The sequence below is a fragment of the Pseudoalteromonas sp. HL-AS1 genome, from assembly GCF_031198785.1.
GTDB classification, from domain to species: domain Bacteria; phylum Pseudomonadota; class Gammaproteobacteria; order Enterobacterales; family Alteromonadaceae; genus Pseudoalteromonas; species Pseudoalteromonas distincta.
On the sequence record NZ_CP133569.1, the window covers coordinates 363,259 to 387,385 of the forward strand.

At 38.7% G+C, this 24,127-nt stretch carries 20 protein-coding genes; 12 read left to right on the forward strand and 8 right to left on the reverse strand.

From position 1 onward, the window contains the following. Positions 1-16: 16 nt before the first annotated feature. The gene (gene can / locus RB214_RS01695; RefSeq protein WP_039485938.1) at positions 17-679 is read left to right on the forward strand and encodes a carbonate dehydratase; all 663 of its coding nucleotides are present in this window, start codon (positions 17-19) and stop codon (positions 677-679) included. A 4-nt stretch (positions 680-683) separates the two neighbouring features. After that, positions 684-1,328, forward strand: a complete 645-nt coding sequence (locus RB214_RS01700; RefSeq protein WP_290174727.1) for an NAD(P)H-binding protein — start codon at positions 684-686, stop codon at positions 1,326-1,328. A 217-nt stretch (positions 1,329-1,545) separates the two neighbouring features. Here the strand turns inward: RB214_RS01700 and RB214_RS01705 are convergent, their stop codons facing one another. Beyond that, entirely contained in the window at positions 1,546-1,809 is a 264-nt protein-coding gene (locus RB214_RS01705; protein ID WP_002959905.1) for an accessory factor UbiK family protein, read from the reverse strand. A 161-nt stretch (positions 1,810-1,970) separates the two neighbouring features. On the opposite strand from RB214_RS01705, the gene rep reads away from it, so the two are divergent. After that, the gene (gene rep, locus RB214_RS01710) at positions 1,971-3,989 is read left to right on the forward strand and encodes a DNA helicase Rep (protein WP_024605304.1); all 2,019 of its coding nucleotides are present in this window, start codon (positions 1,971-1,973) and stop codon (positions 3,987-3,989) included. Between the two features lie 15 nt (positions 3,990-4,004). On the opposite strand, the gene RB214_RS01715 is transcribed toward rep, so the two are convergent. From RB214_RS01715 to elbB, 3 genes are all read right to left on the reverse strand, one after another. Next, entirely contained in the window at positions 4,005-6,569 is a 2,565-nt protein-coding gene (locus RB214_RS01715; RefSeq protein ID WP_002959907.1) for a diguanylate cyclase domain-containing protein, read from the reverse strand. Between the two features lie 164 nt (positions 6,570-6,733). Further along, positions 6,734-7,129, reverse strand: coding sequence for a cytochrome c5 family protein (locus RB214_RS01720; protein ID WP_002959908.1), 396 nt, complete (start codon positions 7,127-7,129; stop codon positions 6,734-6,736). A gap of 233 nt (positions 7,130-7,362) precedes the next feature. Next, positions 7,363-8,010, reverse strand: a complete 648-nt coding sequence (gene elbB / locus RB214_RS01725; RefSeq protein ID WP_309168111.1) for an isoprenoid biosynthesis glyoxalase ElbB — start codon at positions 8,008-8,010, stop codon at positions 7,363-7,365. A gap of 524 nt (positions 8,011-8,534) precedes the next feature. Here elbB and polA point away from each other — a divergent pair. The 3 genes from polA (at position 8,535) to RB214_RS01740 (ending at position 12,863) form a co-directional block, all read left to right on the forward strand. Continuing rightward, a complete protein-coding gene (polA, locus tag RB214_RS01730; RefSeq protein WP_309168113.1) occupies positions 8,535-11,270 on the forward strand; it encodes a DNA polymerase I in 2,736 nt (911 codons plus the stop codon). A 490-nt stretch (positions 11,271-11,760) separates the two neighbouring features. Further along, positions 11,761-12,348: a YceI family protein gene (locus RB214_RS01735; RefSeq protein ID WP_024605301.1), complete on the forward strand. Its 588-nt coding sequence runs from the start codon at positions 11,761-11,763 to the stop codon at positions 12,346-12,348. Next, the gene (locus RB214_RS01740) at positions 12,345-12,863 is read left to right on the forward strand and encodes a DUF1285 domain-containing protein (RefSeq protein WP_193225723.1); all 519 of its coding nucleotides are present in this window, start codon (positions 12,345-12,347) and stop codon (positions 12,861-12,863) included. The genes RB214_RS01735 and RB214_RS01740 overlap by 4 nt, the downstream gene beginning before the upstream one ends. Positions 12,864-12,872: 9 nt before the next feature. On the opposite strand, the gene yihA is transcribed toward RB214_RS01740, so the two are convergent. Then, complete coding sequence (gene yihA / locus RB214_RS01745) at positions 12,873-13,541, reverse strand: ribosome biogenesis GTP-binding protein YihA/YsxC (protein ID WP_002959920.1); 669 nt, start codon at positions 13,539-13,541, stop codon at positions 12,873-12,875. A gap of 281 nt (positions 13,542-13,822) precedes the next feature. Between yihA and RB214_RS01750 the strand changes: the two genes are divergently transcribed. The 3 genes from RB214_RS01750 (at position 13,823) to RB214_RS01760 (ending at position 16,321) form a co-directional block, all read left to right on the forward strand. Continuing rightward, a complete protein-coding gene (locus RB214_RS01750) occupies positions 13,823-14,455 on the forward strand; it encodes a cytochrome c (RefSeq protein WP_024596955.1) in 633 nt (210 codons plus the stop codon). A gap of 753 nt (positions 14,456-15,208) precedes the next feature. Next, entirely contained in the window at positions 15,209-15,793 is a 585-nt protein-coding gene (gene yihI / locus RB214_RS01755) for a Der GTPase-activating protein YihI (RefSeq protein WP_002959924.1), read from the forward strand. 12 nt (positions 15,794-15,805) lie between these two features. Continuing rightward, positions 15,806-16,321: a DUF2489 domain-containing protein gene (locus RB214_RS01760; protein ID WP_002959926.1), complete on the forward strand. Its 516-nt coding sequence runs from the start codon at positions 15,806-15,808 to the stop codon at positions 16,319-16,321. Positions 16,322-16,397: 76 nt separating this feature from the next. Here the strand turns inward: RB214_RS01760 and hemN are convergent, their stop codons facing one another. Together hemN and yjgA are read right to left on the reverse strand one after the other, a co-directional pair. After that, positions 16,398-17,771: an oxygen-independent coproporphyrinogen III oxidase gene (gene hemN / locus RB214_RS01765; RefSeq protein ID WP_309168118.1), complete on the reverse strand. Its 1,374-nt coding sequence runs from the start codon at positions 17,769-17,771 to the stop codon at positions 16,398-16,400. Positions 17,772-17,895: 124 nt separating this feature from the next. After that, a complete protein-coding gene (gene yjgA / locus RB214_RS01770) occupies positions 17,896-18,429 on the reverse strand; it encodes a ribosome biogenesis factor YjgA (RefSeq protein WP_002959930.1) in 534 nt (177 codons plus the stop codon). 144 nt (positions 18,430-18,573) lie between these two features. On the opposite strand from yjgA, the gene pmbA reads away from it, so the two are divergent. The 3 genes from pmbA to RB214_RS01785 all read left to right on the forward strand — a co-directional run bounded on the left by pmbA (position 18,574) and on the right by RB214_RS01785 (position 22,973). Next, positions 18,574-19,923 carry a metalloprotease PmbA gene (gene pmbA, locus RB214_RS01775; protein ID WP_309168120.1) on the forward strand — a complete coding sequence of 450 codons (1,350 nt, stop codon included), beginning with the start codon at positions 18,574-18,576 and terminating at the stop codon, positions 19,921-19,923. 72 nt (positions 19,924-19,995) lie between these two features. Further along, on the forward strand, positions 19,996-20,475 hold the full coding sequence (locus tag RB214_RS01780) for a DUF721 domain-containing protein (protein ID WP_002959934.1): 480 nt from the start codon (positions 19,996-19,998) through the stop codon (positions 20,473-20,475). 422 nt (positions 20,476-20,897) lie between these two features. Further along, a complete protein-coding gene (locus RB214_RS01785) occupies positions 20,898-22,973 on the forward strand; it encodes a M13 family metallopeptidase (RefSeq protein WP_309168123.1) in 2,076 nt (691 codons plus the stop codon). A gap of 36 nt (positions 22,974-23,009) precedes the next feature. On the opposite strand, the gene RB214_RS01790 is transcribed toward RB214_RS01785, so the two are convergent. Next, positions 23,010-24,110 carry an aminoglycoside phosphotransferase family protein gene (locus RB214_RS01790; RefSeq protein ID WP_309168125.1) on the reverse strand — a complete coding sequence of 367 codons (1,101 nt, stop codon included), beginning with the start codon at positions 24,108-24,110 and terminating at the stop codon, positions 23,010-23,012. Positions 24,111-24,127 lie beyond the last annotated feature (17 nt).

The window sequence follows — 24,127 nt, forward strand, 5'->3', positions numbered from 1 at the left end:
CTTAATAAGAGATGCAATGAGAAAGTTAAAAAATTTATTCGATAACAACAAACGTTGGGCTGCTCGTACAAGTGAAGCAGACCCTGAGTTTTTTAAAATTTTATCTATGCAACAAAATCCAGAGTATTTATGGATTGGTTGTTCAGACTCTCGTGTACCTGCAAATCAAATAGTTGATTTATTACCAGGCGAATTATTTGTACATCGTAACGTTGCTAACGTGGTTGTACACACTGACCATAACTGCTTATCGGTTATGCAGTACGCTGTAGAGGTTTTAAAAGTAAAACATATAATGGTAGTCGGTCACTATGGTTGTGGTGGCGTACAAGCCGTTTTAAACAATGCTAAATTTGGCTTTATTGATAATTGGCTACGCCATGTAGGAGATGTAAAAGAAAAGCATCTTGAACAACTTGACGCAATGCCAGAAAGCGAACGTTTAAGCCGCCTTATTGAGCTAAATGTAATTGAGCAAGTACGTAATGTGTGTCGTACTAACATTGTGCAAGATGCCTGGGAGCGAGGCCAAGAACTAAGCGTTCATGGTTGGGTTTATGGTTTAGAAAACGGCCATCTTCATGATTTAGAATCTGTAGTAACGTGCGCGAGTGAAGAAACACAAAGCTACAAAAAAGCAGTACAGTACGTACTTAAAAAAGTGGGTGAAAATAAATAAATCCATGACTAAAACGGCGGTGTTAATAGGTGCTACAGGCTTGGTCGGTAATGAGTTGCTCCATAAGTTACTTAATAGCGATCGTTATACAAAAGTAGTTACGTTAAGCCGTCGAGCTCTGCCTGTCACACATGCAAAGCTAGTTAATCACGTTATTGATTTTGAAAAATTAACTCAATATGTTGAGCTTTTTAAAGGTGATGTATTGTTTTCGTGTTTGGGCACAACCCGTAAACGAGCGGGCTCGATACACGCTCAGCGTAAAGTAGATTTTGATTATCAGTTTATAGCGGCGCAGTTAGCGGCATGTAATGGCGTTACGCATTATTGCTTAGTGTCATCAAGCGGGGCAAATACACACAGTAATAGTGCTTATTTGAAAATGAAGGGAGAGCTTGAGCAACATATTAAAGCACTCCCTTTTGATAAAATAAGTATTTTACAACCATCTTTATTATTAGGTGATCGTGAGCAATTTAGAGTGGCAGAAAAGATAGGCAGTATTATTTTTCCTGTTATTACACGATTTGCGTTTTTAAAGCGTTACAAACCAATAACTGGCGAGCAAGTTGCGCAAAAAATGCTGAGTGTGAGTTTAGCTCAGCGGGCTAAGTTGTCTTATTATGTACTTGATGAGCTATTTGAATAAACTGAGTAAAACGCAAAAGGCAGCCTAAGCTGCCTTTTTTGTACATTAAATTAATACCAATTTTATTAAAAAAATGATCATTTTAGCGTATTAAATAACTCACTAACTACGTTAAAAATTATTTATATAGAACAACTATGTACCATAATTTTAGCCTTGTTATTGAGCTATTTTCTTATCGCTATAATAGAACACTAATTTAATGCAATTGGTATAATTATTCAGCGTCAGTTTTAGCGCTAAGTTGTTGCTCAAGCAATGAAACTTTAGCTTCAAGTTCGGTTAACTTTTCGCGAGTACGAATAAGTACTTGGCTTTGCACATCAAATTCTTCACGGCTCACAAAGTCCATCTCAGCAAGCTTGTTTTGTAGAACTTGCTTTGTTTTACCTTCGAGTGTGTCTGCTAGGTTTTTTACACCTTGTGGCATATTGCTAGTAATTTGCTTAGCAATTTCTTCAAGTTTTGCTGGGTTGATCATATTTGTCCCTTCGGCATTGCCTAAATGATAATAACTAATATTACCTTATACCCACGGTATTTAACACATGATCATCTTTACCTTAATTAATTAAGGCAATTGCTATGCTCGCTGTAATGGTTACGTTAAAATTGCGTGTCTTTTAAATTTCTTTGGTCGTTATGAAACTCAATCCTAAACAAGATGAAGCCGTAAAATATATTAGTGGTCCCTGCTTAGTACTCGCGGGCGCAGGCTCTGGTAAAACCCGTGTTATTACGAATAAAATCGCTTATTTAGTGAAAAAATGTGAGTACAAAGCGCGAAATATTGCCGCCGTTACTTTTACCAATAAAGCAGCCAAAGAAATGCGTGAGCGAGTACTGCAAACGCTCGGTAAGCAAGACGCTAAAGGTTTATGGGTATCAACGTTTCATACACTCGGTTTAGAAATAATAAAAAAAGAGTTAAGCACATTAGGGTTTAAACCCGGCTTTTCGCTATTTGATGATCAAGATACCAATCAGCTTCTTAGTGAACTCACCGAAGATGAGCTAAAAAAAGACAAGGACTTACTCAAACTACTTAAAATGGAAATTGGTAGTTGGAAAAACGAATTAGTACTGCCAGAGCAAGCAATACGCGAAGCGCGTGATGCGCAAAAGGCATTGTTTGCACAGCTGTATGCTCGTTATCAAAATCAACTGCGTGCTTATAACGCACTGGATTTTGATGATTTAATTATGATCCCTACTTTGTTACTTACTAATAACGCCACATCTCGTGAGCGCTGGCAGCAACGCTTTAAATACTTGCTGGTGGATGAGTATCAAGATACCAATACAAGCCAATATCAACTTGTTAAATTGCTAGTAGGCGAGCGTGCCCGTTTTACTGTGGTAGGTGATGACGATCAATCAATTTACTCATGGCGTGGTGCTCGCCCGCAAAACTTAGTGTTATTAGGTAAAGACTACCCAGGGCTTAGACTTATAAAGCTTGAACAAAACTATCGAAGTGCAGGGCGAATACTAAAAGCGGCTAACATTTTAATTGCCAATAACCCTCACGATATAGAGAAAAAGCTATTTAGTGAGCTAGGTTATGGTGAGCCGATTAAAGTAATAGGGTGCCGCGATGAAGAGCATGAATCTGAGCGTGTGGTTGCTGAAATAATTTCACATAAGTTTATGAAGCGAACCAGCTATAAAGATTACGCGATTTTATATCGTGGTAATCATCAAGCACGTGGCTTTGAAAAATCACTAATGAGTAACCGTATCCCTTATAAAATTAGTGGCGGTATGTCGTTTTTCGCTCGCTCAGAAATTAAAGATATTATGGCGTATTTACGTTTGCTAGTTAATCAAGATGATGACAATGCTTTTTTACGTATCGTAAATACACCGCGACGCGAAATAGGTACGGTTACCCTTGAAAAGCTTGGTACGCTTGCTAATGAAAAGCACGCGAGCTTGTTTGCTACCTGTTTTGATAACGATTTAGGCTACAGACTAAAAGGGCGTGGCTTTAATGCGCTTGCTGGGTTTGCACGCTGGGTTGTTGAGCTATCTGATAACGCAGTACGCGGTGATACGCTCGAAGCTGTTAAAGACTTAGTGCGTAATATTAATTACGAGGCATATTTGTACGAGTCGTCACCGAGTGCAAAAGCGGCTGAAATGCGTATGAAAAACGTATCAGAGCTGTATCGTTGGATAACAGATATGTTGACAGGTGATGCCGACAACGAACCAATGACATTAGCCGAGGTTGTTAGCAAGCTAACCCTTCGAGATATGCTTGAGCGTAACGAAGAAGAAGATGAAACCGATGCAGTGCACTTATCAACACTACATGCATCAAAGGGCTTAGAGTACCCATACGTATTTATGGTGGGTATGGAAGAGGGTTTACTTCCGCATCAGGTAAGTATTGATGAGGACAACGTAGATGAAGAACGTCGCTTAGCTTATGTTGGTATTACTCGTGCTCAGCAGGAGTTAACACTTACTTATGCAAAGATACGTCGTCAATTTGGTGAAACCTCACAAACTGAATTAAGCCGATTTGTACAAGAGTTACCGCAGGACGATCTTGCGTTCGAAAACAAAAAGGCGCCAAATACCCAAGCAGAGCGCATGGAAAAAGGCCAAGCAAGAGTCGCTAACTTACGAGCGATGTTTAAAAAGCCTGAGTAATACCTCAGGCTAACTTTATAAAGACTGGGTTGCTTGCACTTCAGGTAACTCAGAGCATATTAAAGCGTGTTGTTTACCTACAAAAAATGCCAAACCGTGTTTATCTAATAAAGCTCTAAAATTAAGTATTGATGGGCCTTTAGCAATGACCTTCATTGCTTTGAGCTTTGTAATTGCAAGCACGCCCTGCAGCTGAAAATCGTAACTTTCTTGTTGTAAAACACGTTTACTAAAGGTCGAGCTAAGTAGTAAATAATCAAAATTAATATCGGTTAGTAAATTAAGTTCGCACCTGTCTTTAGCAAAATTGTTTAAACCAATTGAATAACCAAGTTGTGATAGCGTTTTGAGGTTTTTTATTTGCGTTGCACATGCGTGGCGAATTTCTTGTTCATCAAATAATAAACAGAGTTGGCTTTGTCCTTGTTGTTTATTTAGCGTATCTGTAAATAAAACAAATTCGTGTTCCTCAAGTAGCAAACCAGAGCAAGGAACCAATGCCATAGCTACATTTGCAGTAATTGCTTGTGCATAGGCGCGTTGTAATAGTTGTAACTCTACTTGCAGATGCTGCTCTTTATCTGATGCAAACTTTTTCAAAATATCAAAGCTAGTAAAGCCAAGTATTGGGTGTTCACCAAATGCTTCAAATAAAGATTCAGACTGTTGTTGCTCATCAAGCGTAATTATTTCTGAGCTTCTAAAACTCATAGGTAATATATCAAGGTGATGTTGTGCTTTTAGAGTCTGCGCAGGTATTGATTGCGTTAATAGCGGATGAAATAACTCGTAACGATTTTTTCCTGAGTTTTTGGCGTGATACATGGCGGCATCGGCATCACGAATAATTTCATCTGTATGCGTATAGCTTTTCTTTGAGTAGGTTATCCCTATACTTGCGCCACTTTGTAAAGACTCACCTTTAAGATAAAAAGGTTTTTTCATTAAATCTATAATACGATTTGCAACATCTTCTGCTTGTTGAGGCTCAGTTAAATGGGTTAATAAAATAACAAATTCATCCCCGCCTAAGCGTGCTAGTAAATCATGCTCGCGTATACATTGGGCAAATAACTCACTTACGTTAATTAAAAATTGATCGCCTGCATGGTGGCCAAGCTGATCGTTAATATCTTTAAATTTATCTAAATCGATAAACAAAACAGCAAAGTGGTGCTCAGGAAAACGTTGATAATGTTGTAGCGTTTTTTCGAGCTGAGTTAAAAATAGACTACGATTAGGCAAGCTCGTAAGTGAATCGTGATGTGCATCATGATAAAGCTGCTGCTCTATTTTTTTTCGCTCATCTATTTGCATTTGTAAGTGCAGATTAGTTTGACGCAATTCTTTGGTTTTTTCGTTTACTCTAAATTCGAGTTCTTGATGGCTTTTTGCAATTGCTTGATTGACGAGCTTTGTTTGTAAAACAGCTGCAATTTGATGCGATACAAAGGTAATTAACTCGCAATCATCTCGGCTGAAAATATGTTTGTTATCGTAGGCTTGGCAAACAATAAGGCCGATAACACCTTGAGCTGTTTTAAGTGGAGCGCCTAACCAGCTAGTGGCCATTTGCTCTTTTGGCACAGGTGCTGAACGTTGTACCACACCGCTTTCTATTAATTCTTTTGCTCTACATGGGTGTATTAGTTGTGTTTCTTCGGTGCTTATTACCAGTTCGCTATAACCTTTAGCAAAGCGTCTTGGCTGTGTATTTTCTTTAAATTCATCTACGCAATAAGGAAAACTAATCCACCCTGTTTCTTTATCATAAAGTGCAATATATAAGTTTTCTGCGTAGGTAATTGTTTTTATTATTTCGTGTATCTTAAAATAAGCGTCATCAAGGTTTTTAGCTTGTGTTGCTATCTCAGATATTTTAAATAGAATTTGTTGGCGTTGAAGTGCGCGTTTACGCTGCTCTATTTCAAGGTTTAGTGCATCGTTACTTTGAGTGAGTGCGCGGGTGCGAATTTTAACCTCTGACTCAAGGAGCTCTCGTTTTTTTACACGCTCTATTGCTGTTGCCAAATAAAGCGACATAAACTCGAGTAATTGTATTTGCTGTGAGCTATAGCCTTGTTTTGTATCGTAACTTTGCGCTGCTAATACACCGATAATATTGTGTTCTTGGTAAACCGGTACGCCTACCCAGTGTTCGGCAGGAGTGCCTAATGCTTTAAATAAACCTTCTGCTGCAGCATCTTGCATTTGCTGCTTGGTAAAACATGTAGTTTTACCCTGTTTAAATACATAACCCGTGGCGCCTTCATCAAAGCTATTTGATTGGTTAAGGGCGACGGCAATACCATCTTTTTCATCTGAAAAGTAAGAAAGTTCTAGTGATTGGCTGTATTGATTTAGCAGCACCACATAAAAACTTTTACTAGGTACGTACTTTTGTAAAATATCATGGATGGCGGGGTATAGCAGGGTTAGCTCGGCCACAGTACTTGCCTGCTCTGATAATTGGATCAGGGCATTTTGTAAGTGATGTGATTGTTTGTATTTTTCGAGAAGCGCTCTAAGGCGTTTATTTTGATACGCCAATTTACTCGATACTGATAGTTTATCTTCCAATGATCTAACCGGCTATTTTTATTGTATAGTTATTAGCCTTATACTTTCACTTTTAGTGCTTATCGTCAAGTTGATATTCCTACTAAAGCAGTAGCTAGATACACTATTTTAGGCATTAAAAAAGGCTTACAGAAGTAAACCTTTTTTGTATATTTCAATCGAGCTTATTTAGATGTCATAAAGTCGATAGCAGCACTAATCTCATCATCAGAACAATCCATACACGTGCCTTTTGGAGGCATAGCATTAAAGCCATTTAGCGCATGCTCAAGTAAAGTATCTTTACCTTTAGCAATACGTGGAGCCCAATCGTCAGCCGATTTAGGCGCGCCTAGTGCACCAGTGCCGTGACATGCAAAACATGCACCTTGATATACTTGCTCACCAGAACGAGGACCTGTAGGCGCCGCTGCAACTGCAGCTTTATCGCCTTCAAGGTATACAGCACCAACCGGCGCGAGACGTGCTTTAATTGCATCTTCAGTCATAGAGTTATCATATGGCTGTGCGTATGCAGTGGTTGCTAGCAATAATAATGCTGCAGCTGTTAATTTTTTCATTTTGCCTTGCTCACTTCGATTTGAACGTGATCAATCACGATTAAAGATGACGGAAATTAAACCGATTATAACTCTCTGAGCCAATTTATAAAATGCTAAGAGCCGTTTTTATTAATAAAACTGACTACTTTTTGCGTTAACGCAATAAAATTTAATTATTTACTGTTTTTTGTTAAGCAATTTAATAAGCGCAAACAGTCATTCAATTAACTTTTTAGATCCTAAGATCAAAATCAATTTATTGATAATACGCTACTAACTAGTTTTGCGATCCCTGCGTCGGCTTCAAGAATCGATTCTGCCAACATGTAAGCAGGGGTGGTAACTAACTTATTTGGTTCATCGATAACTACACCGTCAACCGCACAATCTATATGTTTAGCGCCTAATGTGCTTAGCGCTTGTGCTGTCTCTGCATCGTTACCAATAGTAAGTGCGGCGTTATCGTAAATAAATGGGATCAATGCGGGTGCAATACACATATAACCTGCAGGCTTATTTGCTTTTGCAAATGATTTACAAGCATTAAGGACGTCCTGATTGATATTTGCTTTTGCGCCTTTAATTGCAAAATCGCATAAGTTTTTTGCAGCACCGAAACCGCCAGGTACAATTAATGCGTCAAACTGAGTCACGTCTAGTTCAATCATTGATTTAATGTCACCTCGTGCAATGCGAGCAGCTTCTGTTAATACATTGCGTTTATCAGGCATTACTTCACCTGTTAAATGGTTAATGGTATGAAGTTGTTCAATATCTGGTGCAAAACACTGATACGTTGCGCCATTTTTGGCTATATGTAATAAAGTTAAAATTGCTTCATTAATTTCACTACCATCGTACACACCAGACCCTGCTAATATTACAGCTACGTTTTTCATGCTTTTGTGCCCCTAAAGTCTTTTTTATAAGTCGATCGGATGAAGTTTAACATGCTCAAAATTTCTCGCGAAAATAAATTTTTAGTACAAAAATCATTCGCAGTGCAAGTCGTTTTGCGGTTTATGCCATTTGCGATCACTTTGCCTTTAAAAAAATTATAAAGGATCGCTATGATCTTCGATCCATTGTGCTAGAATACTCCTCCGGTTATTTAAATGGACGCGAATAATCAAAGTGAATAACAACAGAAGCAGTCGTTAGAAAACCTTTTTCCACATTGGTTTAAAATAATAAAAAAAGAACCTCGTATTATCTTTTTTAAATTAAAACATACAGTTAAAGTATTTTCTAGGCATTTTATAATGCTTTGGAAGAATAGCTCGTGGCTGTTATCTACACACTTATCCACAGCTTGCTCTAGTTTTAATAACACGATAAACAGTAATTCACAGTCGTTTTATTTACTACCTTATGGCATGCTTATAATTACCTTAATTTTTTGCATTTAGGATCCAAATTCACCATGGCTCAGATCCCCGAAAACCCACTTATTTTAGTTGATGGCTCGTCATATTTATTTCGTGCTTATCATTCTCCGCCGCATTTAACTAATTCTAAAGGTGAGGCTACGGGCGCTATTTATGGCGTGATCAACATGCTTAAAAGCTTGATCAGACAATATGATCCCTCACACATGGTGGTTATATTTGACGCTAAAGGCAAAACGTTCCGTAACGATATGTATAGCGAATATAAGGCAAATCGCCCGCCGATGCCGGATGACTTACGTACGCAAATAGCACCAATACATAGCATTATCAAAGCGATGGGTTTTCCGCTAATTAGTATCGAAGGCGTTGAAGCTGATGATGTTATTGGCACATTTGCACGCATTGCAACTGAGCAAAAACGGCATGTCCTTGTCTCCACTGGCGATAAAGATATGGCGCAACTTGTAAATGAACACGTTACATTAATAAACACGATGACCGACAGTATTTCAGACCCTGTTACCGTAGTTGAAAAGTTTGGTGTAGGCCCCGAACTTATTATCGATTACTTGGCACTAATGGGCGATAAGGTCGATAATATCCCAGGTGTTGAAGGCTGTGGTCCAAAAACGGCCGTTAAGTGGTTAGAGAAATATGGCTCGTTGCAAGGTGTAATGGATCACGCAAGTGAGATTAAGGGGAAAATAGGTGAAAAGTTAGCTGCAGCTCTCGATCATCTGCCTTTAAGCTACGAGCTTGCAACAATTAAGTGCGATGTTGAAGTCGAATCAGATCTTGATACGTTCAAATTACAAGAGCCAAATAAAGACGAATTAATTGCACTATATGGTGAGTGTGAATTTCGTCGTTGGTTAGCTGAGTTACTAGATAACCCCAAAGATGCAGAAACACATTTAGCTGTACCTACCGAAGCCACTGAATTACCAAAAGTAGAAGATGCCCATTACGAAACTATTTTAACGCAAGCGCAATTTGATGCGTTAATAGAGCAATTAAATAGTGCCGAGTTATTTGCATTTGATACAGAAACTACCAGCCTTGATTATATGAAAGCGCAATTAGTGGGTATGAGTTTTGCCGTAAAAGCGGGTGAAGCTGTGTATTTACCTCTAGCGCATGATTACCCGGGTGCGCCTGAGCAATTAAGTCTTGAATTTGTAATGCAAAAGCTAGGTCCAATTTTGGCCGATGAAAATAAAGCTAAAGTAGGGCAAAACCTTAAATACGACAAAAGTGTATTAGCGAATGCAGGTTTTGCGCTAAACGGTATTAAGTTTGACACCATGCTTGAGTCATACGTATTTAATAGTGTGGGTACACGCCACGATATGGACTCGCTAGCACTTAAATATCTAGGTCATAAAAATATTAGCTTTGAAGATATTGCTGGCAAAGGTAAAAAGCAACTTACCTTTAACCAAATTGAACTTGAAAAAGCTGCGCCTTACGCTGCAGAAGATGCCGATATTACTTTGCGCCTACATGAAGTGCTTTGGCCAAAAATAGCGGCTGATGAAAAGCTAAAATCTGTATTCGAAGATATAGAAATGCCACTTGTTAGTGTGATTTCTGATATTGAACGAACCGGCGTTGCAATAGATAGCAATATGCTTGCAGCGCATAGCATGCGTTTAGGCGAGCGTTTAATTGAGCTTGAAAAAGAAGCATTTGAAATAGCAGGCGAACCATTTAATTTAAGCTCCCCTAAGCAACTACAAGTACTGTTGTTTGAAAAGCTTGGCCTGCCTATTATCAAAAAAACACCTAAAGGTGCACCTTCTACCGCAGAAGAAGTATTGCAAGAGCTTGCTCATGATTATCCACTACCTAAAGTAATTATAGAGCATCGTGGTTTATCAAAGCTTAAATCAACTTATACCGATAAATTACCATTAATGGTGAATGAGAAAACCCAGCGTGTACATACGTCTTATCATCAGGCAATTACAGCGACGGGGCGCTTGAGTTCAACCGATCCTAATTTACAAAATATTCCTATTCGTTCAGAAGAAGGGCGTCGAATTCGTGAAGCGTTTATAGCTGCAGATGGTTATAAAATTGTCGCTGCCGATTACAGCCAAATTGAGCTGCGTATTATGGCGCACCTTTCACAAGACAAAGGTCTATTAAATGCATTTGCTAACGGCTTAGATGTACACAGTGCAACTGCCGCGGAAGTATTTGGTGTAGAGCTTGATGATGTAACTACCGATATGCGCCGCAAGGCGAAAGCAGTAAACTTTGGCTTAATTTACGGTATGTCTGCATTTGGTTTAGCACGTCAACTAGATGTGCCACGCCATGAAGCGCAGCATTACATAGATAAGTACTTTGAGCGTTTTCCAGGTGTATTAGAGTACATGGAAACAACACGTGAAAAAGCGGCTGAAAATGGCTATGTTGAAACAATATTTGGTCGCCGCCTACATTTGCCAGAAATAAACGCACGTAATGGGGCGCGCAGAAAAGGAGCCGAACGTGCTGCTATTAATGCGCCAATGCAAGGTACTGCTGCTGATATTATTAAAAAGGCAATGCTGAGCGTTAACCGCTGGGTACACGAACAAGCGCCAAATACGATTAAGTTACTTATGCAAGTACACGATGAATTGGTATTTGAAATTAAAACAGACTGCGCACCAGAATACACAAAGCATATTTGTGAGCTGATGTCGCAAGCTGCAGCGCTTGATGTGCCGCTTATTGTTGAAGCCGACGAAGGTGACAACTGGGAACAAGCCCATTAATGCAATTTGAGCATTTTAATTAAAGCGCCTTTTGGCGCTTTTTTTATGTTTAATAAAAATGGCGAATAACAGCTATTTAATTAGCTATATGCAAGCTTTAGTTAAAATAAGGTTAATTTAAGCAACTATTTGTATTAAATAGTTATATGTTCGTCAATTCGAGCTGTTTTACAGGAATATGATTGTATTTTAATGCGTGCTTTTGTTAAAGTCCCGCCTGTCCTATCCTGTAGGACATCCTGTTGATGATGCATCTGAAAGGGTGCAACAAATTGATAGCTTCTCCCCAGTTTGCTATACCGGCCTACCAACTTGTTTGGTGGGCCGTTTTTTGTTTTACGCCTAAAAATCCTATCTAATTAATTCTTTTTTGCGCTATACCAATTGTATTGTTCATTCGTCACTTCGAGGTGGTTTGGGTACATCGCAGGTGATACCATCGAAGTGCTATCATTTTTATTCTTTTCATTTTATTACTAAGGAGTGCGTTATGTTTAAAGCATTAGCTATTGCAGGTTTTTCTTTATCAAGTTTAGTTATTTCTAATGTTGCTCAGGCCAATTGGCAGCTAGTGAATGATAAAAGCCAACTAAGCTTTGTTTCAATTAAAAAAGATTCGATTGCTGAAGCTCACCATTTTACTAACCTTGAAGGTATGCTTTCTGATAAAGGTGAGTTTAGCGTTAATGTTGATTTAACATCAGCCGAAACTCTAATCCCTATTCGTAATGAGCGTTTAGCTACATTTTTATTCGAAGCGGCTAAATTCCCCAATGCTGTTTTAACTGCAAATTTAACTAAAGAGCTAAGTAATATCAAAAAGCCTGGTCAATATGTATTGAAGGGTATTAAAGCTGAGCTTGATTTTCATGGTAATAAAAAACCATTGGCAATTGATGTACTCGTTAACAGCACGCAAAGTGGTGATTTAACGGTATCATCATTAACACCTATTATTATTAATAGTGATGATTTTGGTGTAACCGAAGGCGTTAAAAAGCTGCAAGAGTTAGCGGGCTTGCCTTCAATTGCCACAGCTGTGCCTGTTACATTTGCAATAACACTTAAAAAACAGTGATTTCTTTAAGTGAGCTTAGCAAGCGATTAAGCGAGCCAAGCAAACCTTTTGATAGTTGGCAGCCTAACCATTGTGGGGAGCTGCCAATTGTTATTAATAATGAAGGGAAATGGTTTTACGATGGCAGCGAAATAACACGCCCAGCCATGGTGAAGCTGTTTGCTTCTGTATTGTGTAAAGAAGATGAGCAATTTTATTTAAAAACCCCTGTCGAAAAAATAACAATAACGGTTGAAGATGCGCCGTTTATTATTGTTGATTGGCGTTTTGAAAATACAGCGCAAGGGCAAGTGTTGTGTTGTATTGATAATTTAGCTAGGCAGTGGCTAGTGAGCGCTCAGCAGCCACTGCATATAAAAGACTACAATGGTTCAAAGGTGCCTTATTTAAAGCTACCGTATGGTTGTAGTGCGCGAGTTTCACGCAGTGTATTTTATCAGTGGGCTGAAAAAGCCGAGTCTGATAAGCTCGGCTATTTTATTAAATCTGCAGGAAAGCAGTTTTATTTATCGTAACGCCAGCGTTTAAGCCTCTGGGTTTGTTTCGTCTGTGATTGTTTCATCGCTAGGTGGTACAGCAATAACAGGACCTAAAAACCATTCATCTAGCTTTTTAGCTACTTCTGGTAAACCGGTGCCTTTTAATGATGAAAACGCATGAACTGTAATATCCCCATCCAGCGTGCTTAACTCACGACGAACTTGTAGTACTTGTGATTTACGAGGGCCTTGCTTTAGTTTGTCGGCTTTAGTTAATAGTGCCAATACTGGAATTTCACTACCAATTGCCCAGTTAATTAAATCACGGTCTAAATCTTTTAATGGATGACGAATATCCATTAAAATAACAATACCTTTTAAGCTTTGACGCTTTTGCAGATATTCACCTAACGACTTTTGCCATTTCTTTTTCATTTCGATTGGTACTTTAGCAAAGCCATAGCCTGGTAAATCGATAAGGCGCATATCGTCAACATCCGCTAAATCGAATGTATTGATTAGCTGAGTACGTCCAGGTGTTTTACTTGTACGTGCTAGCTTCTGATCGGTTAATGCATTTAATGCACTCGACTTACCTGCATTGGAGCGACCGGCAAACGCAACTTCAATTCCCGTATCAGCAGGTAATTTAGTAATGTCGGGAGCGCTTGTTACGAAAGACGCAGTATTATATTTGATACGAGATTTGAGCACAGGCTCTCCTAAAACTTAAAAAAATAACATTGAGTAAACCAAATTCACTCAGGGCGCGTATTTTATACTATAAAGGATGTATTAAAAAGCGTATTTAACCACCTAAAAACAGCACCTATGGTACATTTAAAACATGTTAAAGCTTAATCTAAGTCAAAACCCTGTAAATTATAAGCTTAATATGTGTAGAAAACGTGCCAGAGAATTTATTATCGTGTAGAATATATGTATTACAACATCACGATTGTAGATGATACAGGGTCGGAAACAGAGAATTCACCATGAAAAAAATAGCACTATCTTTAACAATATTGCTTGGTGCGTTGTCAGCAAGCAACGCAACAGCATTTGATGGCGATGTAAACGCAGGTAAAGAAAAATCAGCAACGTGTGCGGCTTGTCACGGCCCAGACGGTAATGCACCGGTTAATATTTACCCTAAAATTGCAGGTCAACATCCAGATTATATCCTTAAGCAACTTCAGGATTTAAAATTAGGTATGACGTCAGGCGGCAAAGAAGGGCGTATGGATCCAGTAATGAGCGCTATGGCTATGCCACTTAGCGAGCAAGACATGAAAGATCTAGCTGCTTATTTTTCTTCAATGAACATGACTGAAGGTGCTACACCTAAAGATGTTGTTGAAGTTGGCGAAATGCTCTTTAAAGCAGGCGATGCGGAGCGTGGGATTCCTTCATGTGCAGCATGTCATGGTCCACGTGGTAACGGTTCATCACTTGCTAAGTTTCCAAAAATTTCTTTTCAGCATCCTGGATATATCAAGTCTCAACTTGAAAAATTCCGTGATGGAACTCGTCACAATGACTTAAATGGCATGATGGGCGATATAGCGAAGAAATTAACAGATAAAGATATTGAAGTACTTTCTCAGTACTTAGGTGGTTTACACTAAAGTCGTATTTATTTAGCAATTAATAATAAATACACTACAATGTTTTACAAAAAGCAGCCCTGGCTGCTTTTTTTGTGTGCAAAATTAACGATATCACCCGTTTGAATGTAAGACATTGACCATGCGTGAGTGTGAGAAAAGTCTTCTTTTTATTTTTTATTCATCATTAACCTATTGTATTTTATTGTTTATTTTGTTTTAAAATGTAATAAGTATAATAAAAGTTATATAAACCAGTTGTAACAAAATCATTAACGAGTAAATTAACCACTGTCGCAAAAGAACAATAACAAAACGGAAACAAGCTATAAGGAAAGTGGCGCGGCATGACTACATAGCACAAGATTGGTGCTACTAAAGGAAATAATAAAAAAGTGTCAGGATGACCGAAAATAATAAAAAACTCATGGAAGTTTAATAATAAAAACAAAATGGAATGTAACAAGGAACGTAAAAATAATAACAATACGGACTGATAATAATAAAAATAATAAAGACTAAAAAAAGTCGAAGGGAGAAGTGTCCAGATAATGGCGCTCAGATTAGCAGGCGGTAGAGATGTTTTCTCTACCGCCTTTTTATTTGTCCTGTTACAATACCCACCGTTTAAAATTAGCGATTAATTAGCTAAGGCGCTTTTAAATGAGAAACCCAACCTCTATAGCGCAAACTGAATTCTTCTGGCTAGGCCAGCACTGCGATGCCCATTAATTTGCGCTTCGCTCAAAACCTCTTAAGTGAGATGATCAAGATATGAGTAGAACTAAAAAGTCACGCAAAAGCCCAGCAAACGGACCTGTTCGTTTAAGCCAAGATAAGCTTAAAGAAATGCGCGCATTAAAAGAGCAGCGAGTTAAAAAAACCAAAGGCGCAAAGCCCGGTTCTCGTAATGCGCCAGATTTACTAGATAGCGAAAGCCAAAATAGTAATCACGCGCCTAAAGATAAGCGTGTAGGCAGTAAAAAGCCTGTGCCGTTAATCGCAACCGCGCCAGAGCCTAAAGTTGAAATGAAACGCAACTTAAAGCCAACTATTGAGCTGAAAAAAGTAATCGAGCCTGAATTTACACCTGAACAAGAGCTAGAAGCACTTGAGAATGATGAACGTTTACTTAAATTAGTAGAGCGTCATGAAAAAGGTGAAATGCTAACAGGTAAAGATGCTAAGTACTTTAATAGTCGCATTGCCCGTCATCAGGCGTTATGTGAAATTCTTGGTATTGAAGATGAGGACGAAGACGAGTTTGAAGATGACCTTGAAAGCCAAGGCAATTCTGATTTCGATCAATACTTATCTGATGATTTAGCCAACGAATGGTTAGATGAAGACGACAAATAGTAAGGATAAATAATGAGTACCTCGGTAATTTTAGCCTTACTTTTAGGCGCTGCTATCATAGCTGGTTTGGCATTTTATGCGGGTCAGTTGTTGTATAAGTTAAATGCGCAAAAAAAGTTAATTGCTAAAACGCAGGCTGAACAAAAGCAAAAGCTTGAAAAGTCGCGTTTAAAGCGAAACGCAAAACTAGCCGATAGTATTCATTTAATCGCACGTGCAATGAATGAAGAGCAGTGTGAATTTTCTGAAGGCTGTTTACGCATTTGGGTACTTATGTCTCAGTATGCCTTTGAAAGCGAGCGTGATTTAACAACGCAGTATCCTGGTATTTATAAGATGTATCAGGTAGTTAAAGAAATGCCGACGCACGATGCACGTAAAAAATACTCTAAAAAAGAGATTTTTAAGCTAGATAAGGCTCGCTGGCAAGCTGAAAAAACACTTAAAGATGAAGTTAAAGCGGATTGCGCTAAAATTATCATCGAGTTTAAAGCCGCTCCAGGTAGCGATAAAGTCGTTTTTAATTAAAGCTACAACTTAAATACAAAAAGCAGACCTAGGTCTGCTTTTTTTGTGTCGATGTATTTATTATCCAGAGTTCAGGCTAAATCACTCTTGAAAAGCGCGTTGCGTTAATTTGTTTTTGTAAGTGAGCATCGAAGCACATACAAATAATACGAATGAATAAGTTACCGCGTGGTGTTACGCTAATTTTATTATCAATTATAGTTACTAGTTCATCTTTTATAAGTGGCGCCAGCGCTACTAATGCATCCTCAAAGTAGTCATTAAATATAAGCGCGTGTTTTCCACTAAAGTCTTGTATATCTAATTCAAATTGGCAAATGAGCTGTTTAATTGCATCAGCCCGAATTACATCATCATGTGTTAAGTGCATTCCTTTATTAAGAGCACTGCCGCTTTGTGTTTCTACGCTGTGGTAATAATGTTTTAATTCTTTTTGATTTTGTAAAATGGCGGTGCCAATTTGTGAAATTGATGACACGCCTAAACCTAATAAATCACAATTTCCATGGGTTGTATAACCTTGAAAGTTACGATGTAACTTGCCTTCATTTTGCGCAACAGCTAGTTCATTATCAGTTTTTGCAAAATGGTCCATACCAATAAATTGATAGCCTGCTTGTGTCATCTGATCCAGCGTATTTTTAAACATGGTGAGCTTATTATGAGCACTGGGTAAATCTGCATCTTTAATCTTACGCTGTGCAGCAAAGCGCTCTGGTAAATGCGCGTAGTTAAACACTGATACTCTGTCAGGGCTTAACTCAATAAGTTGCTCTATAGTTTTCTTAAAGCTCTCTGGCGTTTGCAGAGGAAGCCCGTAAATCATATCTGCATTAATAGATTGAAATCCCAGCTCGCGAGCTTGTGTAATTAATTGCTTAACGGTATCTGCATTTTGCGGGCGATTAACAGCAAGTTGCACGTCATCGTTAAAGTCTTGAATCCCAAACGAGACGCGTTTAAAGCCAAGCATTCTTAAATCAACAAGCATATTATCGGCAAGTGAGCGTGGGTCTATTTCAATACCGCGCTCTGTCGTGCGTGTAAAATTAAAGTGTTGTTCTAAAAGCTTAATTAAACGGGTCATTTGTTTTGCGGTTAAAAAGGTGGGAGTACCGCCACCTAAATGTAATTGCTCAACCGTGTAGCTTTTAAATAAAGGCGCTTGGGCAGTAATTTCTTTTGCTAAAAAGTCGAGATAGGTATCTGCCTTAGATTGATGACGGGTAATTATTTTATTACAGCCACAGTAGTAGCAAAGCTGACTACAAAACGGGATGTGAATATATAAAGAAAGAGAGCGACTTGCTGACGATTCTATAGCGCTTAGTAGGTCTTGTTGCTGGTACCCGTCACGCAGTGATAAAGCCGTGGGATAAGAGGTATAACGCGGACCAGACACATTATATTTGTTTATTAGGGTTTCATCCCATTGTGGAAGTTTAATCATCACGCGCACCTAAGTATTTATTTAGGGGGTGATTATAAAAAAGTACGCAGTGAGGCGGTTTGATCTATAACAAAAAAGGTGCCGAAGCACCTTTTTTAATAAAATATAACTTAATACGACCTAATTAATACGTAATAGTATGAGCATCTTTAAGGTATTGAAATAATTCTTTATAACCTTTACCTGGCTTTTCAGCTTTCGCTTCTTTTGCTGCATTACGAACTAATTGGCGCATTTGTTGACGATCAAGAGACGGAAACTGCTCAATAGTCTCATTGATAAGGTCATCACCTTGCTCAATTAAATCTGAACGTAATTGCTCAATTTTTTTGACCAATACTTCAGCTTGGTTATTTTTATTAAGCATCACATCGATAATCGCTTTAATATCATCAATGTTTTCTACAGTACGCAGTGTTTTAGCGATGTAATTTAAGTGGCGGCGGTACGCGTCGCTTTTGTTACTTATTTTATCAGCAACAACCATCGCTTCTTTTAAATCGTCATTTAATGGCAGGCGTTCGCGCTGTTTTTTACCCATTTTGGCAATTTCAGTACCTAACTGATGAAACTCTTGCGCTTCGCGTTTAAGCTCCGTTCTTGATACATATTCAATTTCTTCTTCAATTTCAGCAGGCTTGCCTTTTTTCTTTGCCATGGGGTGCTCTTAAATAAAAATAACTTTTGCCATTATACATGAATATGATACTTAGGAATATTAGCTGATGTGATGCATTGAGTGTGTTAGCATTTAAATATAAGAAATGCGTGCATTATGCCTCTAAGGCTCAGGACTTAATTTATGAAAAGCCAACAAAACGATCCAATTTATTCTCAAATATCGCAAGTTAAAGATGCGGTAGCAGAAGTACTCGAACATGCTAAAAAATTAGGCGCTACAGCTGCAGAAGCTGCGATGTCTAGCACGTCTGGTTTATCGGTTAGTACACGAATGGGTGAAGTAGAAACCATTGAGTTCAACCAAGACGGCGGCTTAGGCATTAGTGTATATGTTGGTAATAATAAAGGCTCGGCGTCAACGGCTGATTTAAATCCAAAAACATTGCGCACGGTAGTCGAAAAAGCGATTGATATAGCCAAATTTACATCTGATGACCCATTTAACGGCGTTGCTGATAAAGAGTTACTTGAATTTAATCCTAAAGATTTAGATTTATATTATCCTTGGGATGTAAGTCCTGAGGAAGGCATTGAGCTTTGTCATGCTGCTGAGCAAGCTGCATTAAATGCAGACGAGCGGATTGTTAACTCTGATGGTGCGAGTTTTTCATCGCATCAGGGATTACGTGTTTATGGTAACAGCCACGGTTTAATTGCAGGCTTTCCGCGCACTCGTCATAGTATTAGTACTATGGTAATAGGTAAAGATGGCGAACACATGCAGCGCGACTCTGCTTATACAGTTGCTCGCGATCAGGCTGGTTTAAATGATGCGGCGGCAGTGGGTCTTGAAGCGGCAGCTGAAACCTTAGCTAAATTAAACAGCCAAAAGTTAGGCACAATGAAAGTGCCTGTTATTTTTAGAGCCGATATTGCAAATTCATTGTTTGGTCACTTGGTGTCGGCAATTGGTGGTGGCGCGCTTTATCGTAAATCAAGTTTTTTACTTGATAGCTTAGGCACTCAGGTATTTAGTAATTGTGTGAATATTGCTGAGCGCCCACATATTTTAAAAGGGTTGGCATCGTCACCGTTTGATAGCGAAGGTGTTAAAACATTCGATAGAGAAATAATTCAAGGCGGCGAGTTACAAACTTATTTATTAGCAAGTTATGCCGCGCGTAAAATGAACATGACCCCAACAGGGCATGCAGGCGGTATACATAACTGGCTTGTTGAGCAAACTCATAACGATTTAACTGCACTATTAAAAACGATGGGCACCGGCTTATTAGTTACAGAGCTAATGGGGCAGGGCGTAAATACCGTAACGGGTGACTACTCTCGTGGCGCTGCAGGTTTTTGGGTTGAAAATGGTGAAATCCAATATCCGGTAAGTGAAATTACTATTGCTGGTAATTTAAAAGACATGTTTAAAGGTATTTCTGCCATTGGTGGTGATATAGAACGCCGTGGTGGTATTCAAACAGGCTCAGTATTAATCGAGCAAATGCAAATAGCCGGCGCGTAGTATTAATACGCAGTGTATACTTAGACCCAGAGTATTATCTCTGGGTCTAAGTGAGTTTTTACGAGGTGTAAAATGGCTAAAGATAGATATGCACCAAAACCGCTAACCGATATTATGGCGGGGTTAAATAATCGTTTATCGGCTTATGCAGGCAAAAGCCAAGCACTTGATACACAGCAAACCTTATTAAAAGATTTTTTAGGCCCTAAATTGGGTGATAAATGCCGAGTTAGTAATTACCGAGACGGCACGCTAATGATAGAGGCGGTATCTGCGCCTATCGCGCTTAGGCTTAATTATTTAAAAATGGATATGCTTTCACACTTTAGAGCAGCTGGAATGGCAGAGCTTGGACAAATAAAAATAACTGCAAATCCTCAAGCAACTCAGCGATTAAGTACCGCGAATAAATCGGGCAGCCCTACAGTTACCAACTCACGGAAAATGAGTGAGCAAACCGCTAATTACTTAAATGCGATAGCGGCTTCTGCCCCCCCTTCATTAAAAGAAAAACTAGAGCGTTTAGCGCTCCACGGAAAGAATAAAAGTTAGCCTTAGCCATCCACTATATTGTTATTGGTAGGGCTATTTTTGCAGCTCACCGCATTCAAAATACTTTGTTACATATTCCATTTTATTGTTGGTCTAATGAGGTTTATTATACTGCGTGGTGTGCTTTATTATTTAAAGCTCCCTTGATACCCATTCCATTAAGTAAAAGCGTACAGGCAGTGCTATTTTTACTCCTGCTATATTCAAGAATTTAATGGAGTTGGTATGTAATACCAACCTGCATAAATCTTTGAACAATTTAACGAATTAAATTGCACTATAACGTCGTTAAAATTTTTTTATTTAGAACAACTAGATACAAAAACTTTTGCCTAGTTCTAGCGTAATTTTCTTAACGTTAAATAGACCCCATACATAAGCAGATTGGTATGATTTAATTCTAACTAACAAACGGAACCATTATGAATAAAGTAACAATGGCCGCTGCGAGCATAGCGCTTGCACTTGGTCTAGTAGGTTGTGGTGAAAAACAACAAGAAGCTAAAGTAACCGATACTCCTGTAGTAACAGCACCCGCTGAAAAGCCACTAGAGCTTGGTATTGAACTAGCGAATATGGATAGTTCAGTACGCGCACAAGACGATTTTTATTATCATGTAAATGGACAGTGGTTAGCAAAAACTGAAATACCAGGTGATAAGTCTAACTACGGTTCTTTTTCGCAGCTATATGATGAGTCACAAAAAGCGATGAAAATTGCCCTTGAAAACGCAGCCGCGAATAAGGCCGCTAAAAAAGGCAGTGATGAGTATAAAATTGGCGCATTTTATAAAAGCTACATGAATCAATCTGCGCGTAATGAGCTAGGTATTACGCCATTACAACCGTCATTAGATACGATTGATAGCGTTAAATCTAAAGCTGACTTAGTGGGTTTAATGGCTAAAATTCAAAAACAAGGCGGTACTTTACCGTTTGGTTGGTTTGTAAATAACGATGCTAAAAACTCGAGCGAGTACGCATTGTATTTATCTCAGTCGGGTCTTGGTTTACCAGATCGTGATTATTACTTAAATGATGACGAAAAATTCACTAAAATTCGTGCTTCTTACGAGCAATACATCACAGATGTTTTAGCAAAATCAGGCGTTAAAAATGCAGCAGAAGCTGCCAAGAGCGTACTTGCATTTGAAAAAACACTAGCTGATGCTCAGTGGAGCCGTGTGCAAAGCCGTGATGCAACTAAATCTTATAACAAGATGACAGTAGCAGACGCAAGCAAGTTGATAGGGGAGCTTGATTTAGCTGCATTCTTTAAAGATGCAGGCGTGAGTGCAAGTGATATTATTGTACGTCAACCAAGCTACTTAGAAGCACTTGCTACTATTTATAAAGATACTGATTTAGCGACGTGGAAAAACTACTTAAAATTTCATTTTGTAAGTGGTTATGCAGAGCTACTTAGCGAAGATTTAGTTAACCTTAACTTTGACTTTTACAGCACAACACTTCGTGGCGTAGAAGAACAAGCACCTCTTTGGAAGCAAGCGGTTGATGCATCTAACAGTGTACTTGGTGAAATTTTAGGTAAGGTATACGTCAAAGATAACTTTCCGCCAGAAGCTAAAGCACGCATGGAAGAGTTAGTTGATAACGTAATTAAAGGTTATGGCGTTGCTATCGAAAATCTTGAGTGGATGAGCCCTGAAACAAAGCTTGCAGCGAAAGAAAAATTAGACAAATTTACGCCTAAGATTGGTTACCCAGACACGTGGAAAGATTACTCAGAGCTAGAGATTAACTCAGACGAGCTAGTAGGTAATTACATCCGTTATAGCGAATGGGCATACGCAGATATGATTGCTAAATTGGGTAAACCAGTTGATCGCTCTGAATGGCACATGACTCCGCAAACAGTCAATGCGTATTACAACCCAGTAAACAATGAAATTGTATTTCCAGCCGCTATATTACAACCACCATTCTTTAATTTAGAAGCGGATGATGCTGTAAACTACGGCGCAATTGGCGCGGTAATTGGGCATGAGCTGGGTCACGGTTTTGACGACCAAGGTGCTAAATACGACGGTGACGGTAACTTACGTAACTGGTGGAGTGAGACTGACCTTAAGCAATTTGAAGAGCGTACAGCGGCTTTAGTTGCACAGTATAACGAATATAAACCGTTTGAAGATGCAAGTGTTAATGGTGAGCTAACGCTTGGCGAAAACATTGGTGACTTAGGTGGTTTAACCGTTGCGCATAAAGCGTATATGCTATCTTTAGGTGATAAAAAAGCACCCGTGATAGATGGTTACACAGGCGATCAACGTTTCTTTATGGGTTGGTCACAAATCTGGCGTCGTAACTACCGCGATGAAGAGTTACGTAATCGTTTATTAACAGACCCTCATTCACCAAGCCACTACCGTGTAATCGGTATCTTGTCGAACATGCCTGAGTTTTACGAAGCGTTTGACGTAAAAGAAGGTGATAAAATGTATATCAAACCAGAAGACCGCGTAAAAATCTGGTAATTGCATTACTATAAATAACAAAAAACCAGTAAGTTTTTAGCTTACTGGTTTTTTTGTATCTTGAATTTGTTTATCGACTAAGCACGCGTGCATCCATTCTTCGTTACTCAGTATGTTTTTATAAAGCGCGAGTTGGTTTTGTGCTCGCTCTAAATTATGCTCTGCATGAGATACTTTAAAGTACACATCGTTATTTAAGTAATCAGTTAAAAAGCGCACACTTAACATGAGTGGCATTATTTTAGCGCCTAATAATAAGCTCTCTTGTTCTAGTATACTCATGCTGCTTTTTAATGGTGTTATATAGCCTTTAACAATGGCTGAAAATATATCTTTTCGAATAACAACATTGTGTAAGTTTGTTGAATCCTCGGCTTCGGGGGAGCAAAATGTACGTACCATGTCACCAAAATCATAAAGCCTAAATCCTGCCATACAGGTGTCTAAATCAATAACTGCTTTTGCTTTGTGAGTTGTATTACAAAACAGCATATTATTTATTTTTGTATCGTTATGACACACTCTAAGGGGTATGTGTTTAGCTACCTGACTAAGCTCAGTAATTAAATGCTGCTGCGTTAAGCAATATTCTATTTCACCAGCGCAGTGCTTTACTCTATTAACTACGTTGTTAGTGATTGCGGTATTTAATTGCTCAAAACGCATCGCTAAGTTATGAAAATCAGGAATTACAGTGTGTAGCTGTTGCGCATTAAAATCTTGTAATACATGAGCAAATACGCCAAAGGCGTAAGCCGCTTGCTCGCTCTGCTGGGTATTTTTAACAACGTCTTCGCTGTAGCTATCACTAATATAGTTAAGGACGCGATAATACGCATTATCAATTTCTATTAAGTGTTCGTCGTTTTGTGTCGCTATATGTTTGATTATTTCAAGCGGGTAATTATTTTGCAGTTGTTTAGCATTTAAATGCTGCTCAATTAGTTTTGCATTACTCACTAACTGAGCAGGGTTTTTAAATACCTCAGTATTTAGTTTTTGCACAATAAACTGTTTATCAATACTTGTAAGTAGCCATGTACTATTTATATGGCCGCTTCCAATCGCACTAACTTGAGTTAGCTCAGGGGGCAGTGCTAACAGTTCGCTTAGCTTATTTTGTATTGAGATATTCATTGTGCTCACTTATGCTC